This window comes from Cupriavidus sp. SK-3 (assembly GCF_000611145.1).
In the GTDB taxonomy this organism is placed as follows: domain Bacteria; phylum Pseudomonadota; class Gammaproteobacteria; order Burkholderiales; family Burkholderiaceae; genus Cupriavidus.
The window spans coordinates 1-5,796 of record NZ_JFJV02000099.1 but is presented as its reverse complement, the minus strand read 5'-3'; the positions used below and the strand labels follow the sequence as shown (position 1 = coordinate 5,796).

Genomic DNA, 5,796 nt, shown 5'->3' with positions numbered 1-5,796 from the left:
ATTAAAGCTATTTACGGGATGTCATACTAGTGAGCGCTTATCGTTGGGCTTCGACGAGCCATCTTACCTGCGCCCCACCCACGGTTCAATATGCTTTGATGTCACATATGAAGTTGTCCATGGACTCATCCCATGCGCCTTCCATACGCGGCGCATCCATGCATAGTTAGTTCTCAAATCTATCACGCCGTGATATAAAACGATTCGCGTGCGTCACAGCTCGCCACAGCGGGTCGCCGCAGTTCGGCAGTCTGCCTCGCTTACTCCCGCGAGCGAAGATGCCTTGGCGCATAAATTCTCTGCGCCGCGAAGAGGCCCGGATACATTTCGTCGCAAATTTGTGGCGGCGAAGTGGCCGCACACCGTTGCCAGGACCGATTTCAAGCGGTAGCATGCGGCCCCACGCGATTGCGCGGAGAGATTCGTCGTGATTGTGAGCAACATATAAGATGTGTCGCGGGCTTCTTGGAGCCACGTCGAGCACTAGCAAGAGACAGTATCGTGCCGCCCTACCATCACCTCCGTTTGGCTTCCCGAGCCGATTTGCCTCAAATAGCCGCATTGCTCGAACAATGCCGCCTAACCACAGATGGCGTAGCGGAGATTATTGACGGCTTCCACGTCGCGCAGTGCGATGGTCGCGTCATCGGCTGTGCAGCGGCAGAGCGTCATGGGGATTCCATCGTCATCCGCTCGGTAGCCGTTGAACCCACCTCTCGGGATAGAGGTGTTGCTGCTCGCCTTGTCGACGCCCTCCTGATGCGTGCACGCGGCACCGAAGTACGACATGCAGTATTGCTGTCGGCGTCGGCTCCCGCCTATTTCGCGCGGTGGGGCTTTTCGCTCATTCCTGCCGACAAGGCTCCCACGGACGCTAGAGCATCGTCGGAATTTCAAGATGCCGCACAAACGTCGGCATTGTGCATGCATTGCGAATTGAGATAGCCCGGGTACTGCTGACACAGACCGACGCCATCTTCGTGCTCACGCTCCCCCGATTTGCGACCATCTGCCCTTACTCGGCAAGACCTTAATATAGAAGATACGGCCAAGCGGTTTTCCACCAGCAGCGCCTGATTGCCGGTCAGCGGGTCTAACTCGGGACTGTTGCGGGCTGGGCGCCTACCATCATCGGCGTCCGGCCCAGGCACTCCGGCAACGTTGGTGCTTAGAGCGGCGCGTGGACACTGCGATTCAGTGGGTGACCGACACCACCTGCCCGGAAATGTCTTCCAGAATACATTTCTGGTAGACCTGTGCGACCACCGCCGCCCGAACGCCCTTGGCGGGGTCGCGTCCCATCGCTTCGAGCGTCTCCCACACCCATCCGGGGCTGACGACATTCACGCGAATCTTGCCTTGCAATTCGAGCGCTGCTGCCCGCCCGAACGCCTCGATGCCGGCGTTCACGGTGCTCACTGCAGCACCACCGAGCACTGGATGCTGTGCGAGGGTGCCACTGGTGAGCGTGACCGACCCTCCCTGGGAGATGTACGGAACCCCACACCGGACAAGATTGACCTGCCCCATCAGCTTATTGGCTAGGCTGAATGCAAAATCATCGTCAGTTAGGGCATCCAATGCGGCGAATTTCGCGGCGCCTCCTACGCAGACCACCGAGTCAACCGTGCCCACTTGTTTGTACATTGCCAGAATCGACTGCTTGTCGGAGATGTCCACCGAAACCTCCGGAGAGCTACGACTGGCCCCTACCACGTCGTGCTCTTCCGAAAATAAAGCCGTAATTTCTTTTCCAAGGAGCCCTGTGGCTCCAATGACCAGTATGCGCATACGTGCTCCTGATAACAGATGACGGGTGGTAGTGAACGGCCCCTCAGTACCCAACTCGTTTTCAAGATGAAATAGCCTGGTGCATAGCATACGCCCTGCGCGCAAAGGCGCACCGATTGCCGGTGCTTGGGTACCAGGCGGCAAGGAATTGACACACTAATTGACACACTCATGCAAGCGGTCACCCTTCCATTCCTGCAGAACAGCCGCACCAGTGCCTGCATCCCCGCAGCATCCACCGATAAACCGGGCAGCGCGAGCACCTGCTCCTGGACCGCCGCGCCAAGGAACTCATGAGCCCCACGGCGTGGGGCTCAACAATGAGTACCAAGCCTGGGTGGGCAATGAGCCGTCTGCAAGCGCATGATGTGCTGATGAATGTACCTCGGGTGCGTCAACACCCAATCAGTGGGCGGCCCAAGAAGGAGCGAAGAATCGACATTGGAAGTCCCACTGCTTGCTAAACGCACTGGGTCAACCTTCTGCAAATGTCGGCCGTTTCTGGATTGCTACGTAAGGCGATTTTGTGGTCGGCCGCAGATACTGCGATGCATCAACACCAACAACCTAACGACGCATTCAGGCACCCCACCCCCTGCTTTTCTGCTGTTGCCATTTCACCAAACGAGACACAGGGGCGCCAGTTTGTGGCGTAGAGTTAAAGTGCTTTCTCAAGATTCGGCTGCGATGCAAGGTGCATCATGAAACGCATTGCGGCGCGGCGGTTCGCACGGCTGCCTTCGTACTTGGCGATTCTGACAATTGTTGGGCCCTATGGACCGCTAAGGCAAACAAGAAACGGGGTGATGGAGGGGGACATGAGAAGCACAAATGAGCAATCCCTGCGTTTTCAGGTTGAAAAATGGCTCGCGCCTGGCCCCACGACGTCGGTCCACGTAATTGAGTTCGGTCGCACCCACTCGGGCCGGCGACGCTACGTATGCGTCGAGACCACACAACCGGCCGTTTTGCGCGCGTTGTTCTTCTTTCGGCACGATGACGGCTGCTGGCGCGTGTTTCCGCCTGCAGTGGATAGGCCGAAGATGAGCGCCGACCGTCTGGCCTTGTGAGCGGTCTTTGCCGGCTCGTGCCAAACAGACCACGAAGCAAACGCCGCGCCTACACACAATTCTGCGCGGGACCTGAGCATCAGCACTCCGTATGCGATGCGAGTTACGATAGTGCAGACGCTGTTCTGACGCCGTCGGCGCGCGCCTTTTCACATGGCGCCCAAGCGGCCAACATACTAACGTCGAGCAGCATCAAGGTTGGCCCGCAATTTCTCCGATATCAGCCTTTCGGTGCACTTGCCTGACGCCAAATCGACATGAGCATTCGATTCAATGCGTGGGCGGCATCTGCTACGCCCTCTCCGGGCGACCGGAAACTCGGCTTAATTACGAGCGCGCAAGCGTGCCCGCGCGAGAAACAGTTGACTTCCGAGCAATCGCCCCTAGAATTGTTTTTGCTGCAATGCACCAATGGCTTTCACCGTGGCAGCGCATTATTCGTGTCCTGATTTAGAGTTCCCCTCGAATACTCGCAGTCTCACCCTATGGAGCAGTGATGAGCACTGGTATCCCCGAACAATCCATCTCCGCGCAGAAAGCAGGCGTGGAAAGGTTCCTTGGTTTGGCAACCATAGCCTTCGAAGGCATCGAAAAGCTGGCTCAGCTAAACTTGCAAGCAGTCAAATCAAGCTTCGCCGGAAATCAGGGAATCCTGAGCAAGACACTTTCCGCCAACAACCAGCAAGAGCGGGTTGCCCTGCCTTTGGAACTGACGCAGCCCATAGCAGAAAAGGCGGCGTCGTACAGCCGGCAGGTCTCCGAAATCCTGTCGAGTATTCAAGGCGAGTTCTCGACAGCCGCCCAAGCGCACCTCCAGCAATGTCAGCGCGATGCGCAGGAGTTATTCGAAAATCTCGCGAAGAACGCGCCCACGGGGAGCGAATCTGCTCTAGCAGCATGGCAGTCGGCCCTTTCGACGCCCGCCCTCGCGTCCGACGAAACCGCCAAGAAATCCAAAAAGCATTTGGCCCACGCCGAAGGTGCTGGCCCTGCCCTATAGCATTTCCTAGCGCGCACGCGCAGCCTCGGAATTTTTTTGTGCGAACTTCGGTTCGCTTTTTTCTTCACCGAGGGAGCCGATATGCAAAAATCTATGCTGAAATGTTGCAGGACTTCATTGCAGAGGCGCGCATTCAAGACTATGTACGACTGTTTGTCGCGAAGCGAGTCAAGGGTGCGTACGCCACCACGCCACCACGCCAACGCGCAGAAGCGTCAAGCGCACAGATGAACGCCGAGCACCTCAGGACGTCGCCTCACCACGGGAATCCAACGTGGTGCATTCTAGGACTGCTAGAGTAACTGCCGGACGGATATCCTCACGCACCTCGAGCGCCTGCACTGCGACCTAGAATCAAAAGGATGGTTGCAGCGGAAAACGCAGCGCCTGCATAGAACGTGAACTCCGCTCCTACCCTGTCCCAGAGCCAACCGGCGAGCGCACTTGCAACCAGCAGGGCCAAACCACTTGCCAGATTGAAAACACCAAATGCAGTCCCGCGCAGGTCCGCCGGCGCCGCATCAGCCACCATTGTTGCGAGTAGCCCTTGTGTCATCCCCATATGTAGGCCCCAAATCGCGACCCCGAAGAGCGTAACCGCCCAGTGCGTGCCGGTCGCCAGCACGATATCCGCGAGAATCAAGACCAGTAATCCCCAGACCAGGAGCCTCCTGTGACTGTATCTATCCGAAAGCTTGCCGAACGGGTAGGCGGAGATGGAATACACCAGATTCATTGCCACCAGAACCAGTGGTGCCAAGAATAGCGGCAGGCCGACCTGCTGAGTGCGTAGCACGAGGAAGGCTTCGCTGAATCGTGCCAACGCAAAAACCGCACCGATGGCAACCACAAACCAATAGGCTGCATTCAAGCGCGCCAGGTTCGCGCGCTTGATAGGGTTCGCACTCTTTGCCCCTTGGTGCTCCTCGGGCTCGCGTACGCCGAACACCAGCAGCGCAACCGACAGGGCACCAGGGATGACCGCTACCCAGAAGATGGTCCTGAAGTCGTTCGCCCACAGCAGCATCAGCCCGATGGCAATGAGGGGCCCCAGGAACGCTCCTACGGTATCGAGCGCCTGCCGTAGGCCAAAAGCAGCGCCGCGCAGGTGAGTTGGAGCGATGTCAGCCACGAGCGCATCGCGGGGTGCGCCGCGAATGCCCTTGCCGACTCGGTCTATCAACCGCGCACCGAGTACCATCCCGACACCCGGCGCAATCGCGAACAGAGGCTTGGACAGCGCGCCAAGCGCGTATCCGACGACCGCCAATCCCTTGCGCTTCCCCAGGTAGTCGCTCAGCGCGCCAGAGAACACTTTCACAATGAGAGCCGTTGCCTCCGCTGCACCCTCAATGAGTCCAACGGACAGAGCACTGGCGTCGAGGACTGTCACCATAAAGACTGGCAGCAAGCTGTGAATGATTTCAGACGAGACATCCATCAGCAGGCTAACGAAGCCCAACATCCATATGCCCGTTGGAATCTGGCTCAGAGTACGACTTGAAGTGGTCACTGTGATGGCTTCGATTCGAAGTTGCCGGCCGCACTCTTGCACGACATTTGCCATTCAAGCAGCATTCAAGCGACGCGTGAGCTTCAACGAGCAGCAATTCGCGTGGATGTTACGAGACGCGCGCCCTGTCCGTGGCTCATACCCAGCGAATCTCTATCCCGTCAGGAGCGTGCCCGCGGCACCAATGCGAACTGCAAGACTTCCCCCAACTTCGACCCCAGCTCGATGGAGAGTTCGTTCTGGCACGGAAAGCACTAGGGCCTGCTTCCATGTCTCATTGCTAACGGTGACGGTGGATACATCACCGAGGTGCGAGATTCCGTCTACGATGCCGACGAGTTCGACGATTCCTTTCCCCGTTGATTGAAACTGCTCAGCCTGAATGCGAGGTGCGTCGTTTGGGACAGCCCATACGACGTCGT

General features: G+C 57.9%; 7 protein-coding genes. 4 read left to right on the top strand and 3 right to left on the bottom strand.

Annotated elements, in window-relative coordinates; translation table 11 throughout:
• Positions 1–351: 351 nt before the first annotated feature.
• Entirely contained in the window at positions 352–945 is a 594-nt protein-coding gene (locus tag CF70_RS34720; RefSeq protein ID WP_349675104.1) for a GNAT family N-acetyltransferase, read from the top strand.
• Positions 946–1,194: 249 nt separating this feature from the next.
• On the opposite strand, the gene CF70_RS09890 is transcribed toward CF70_RS34720, so the two are convergent.
• Positions 1,195–1,791, bottom strand: a complete 597-nt coding sequence (locus CF70_RS09890) for a short chain dehydrogenase (RefSeq protein ID WP_035863644.1) — start codon at positions 1,789–1,791, stop codon at positions 1,195–1,197.
• Positions 1,792–2,609: 818 nt separating this feature from the next.
• Here CF70_RS09890 and CF70_RS37620 point away from each other — a divergent pair.
• The 3 genes from CF70_RS37620 to CF70_RS38925 all read left to right on the top strand — a co-directional run bounded on the left by CF70_RS37620 (position 2,610) and on the right by CF70_RS38925 (position 4,163).
• Positions 2,610–2,861, top strand: coding sequence for a hypothetical protein (locus CF70_RS37620; RefSeq protein WP_035863650.1), 252 nt, complete (start codon positions 2,610–2,612; stop codon positions 2,859–2,861).
• A gap of 496 nt (positions 2,862–3,357) precedes the next feature.
• Entirely contained in the window at positions 3,358–3,861 is a 504-nt protein-coding gene (gene phaP, locus CF70_RS09880; protein WP_035863642.1) for a phasin family protein, read from the top strand.
• Positions 3,759–4,163, top strand: coding sequence for a DUF3562 domain-containing protein (locus CF70_RS38925; RefSeq protein WP_152561767.1), 405 nt, complete (start codon positions 3,759–3,761; stop codon positions 4,161–4,163). The genes phaP and CF70_RS38925 overlap by 103 nt, the downstream gene beginning before the upstream one ends.
• A gap of 17 nt (positions 4,164–4,180) precedes the next feature.
• Here CF70_RS38925 and CF70_RS09875 read toward each other — a convergent pair whose 3' ends face one another.
• Together CF70_RS09875 and CF70_RS37615 are read right to left on the bottom strand one after the other, a co-directional pair.
• Positions 4,181–5,326 carry an MFS transporter gene (locus CF70_RS09875; RefSeq protein WP_051648223.1) on the bottom strand — a complete coding sequence of 382 codons (1,146 nt, stop codon included), beginning with the start codon at positions 5,324–5,326 and terminating at the stop codon, positions 4,181–4,183.
• A gap of 201 nt (positions 5,327–5,527) precedes the next feature.
• Positions 5,528–5,796: hypothetical protein (locus CF70_RS37615; RefSeq protein ID WP_235184982.1), on the bottom strand; the 269-nt coding region annotated here is incomplete at its 5' end.

Bases quoted from the DNA above. Each gene is read 5' to 3' on its own strand.
- CF70_RS09875 (WP_051648223.1), bottom strand. From the start codon at position 5,326: ATGTTGGGCTTCGTTAGCCTGCTGATGGATGTCTCGTCTGAAATCATT.
- CF70_RS37620 (WP_035863650.1), top strand. From the start codon at position 2,610: ATGAGAAGCACAAATGAGCAATCCCTGCGTTTTCAGGTTGAAAAATGG.
- CF70_RS38925 (WP_152561767.1), top strand. From the start codon at position 3,759: ATGGCAGTCGGCCCTTTCGACGCCCGCCCTCGCGTCCGACGAAACCGC.
- CF70_RS09890 (WP_035863644.1), bottom strand. From the start codon at position 1,791: ATGCGCATACTGGTCATTGGAGCCACAGGGCTCCTTGGAAAAGAAATT.
- phaP (WP_035863642.1), top strand. From the start codon at position 3,358: ATGAGCACTGGTATCCCCGAACAATCCATCTCCGCGCAGAAAGCAGGC.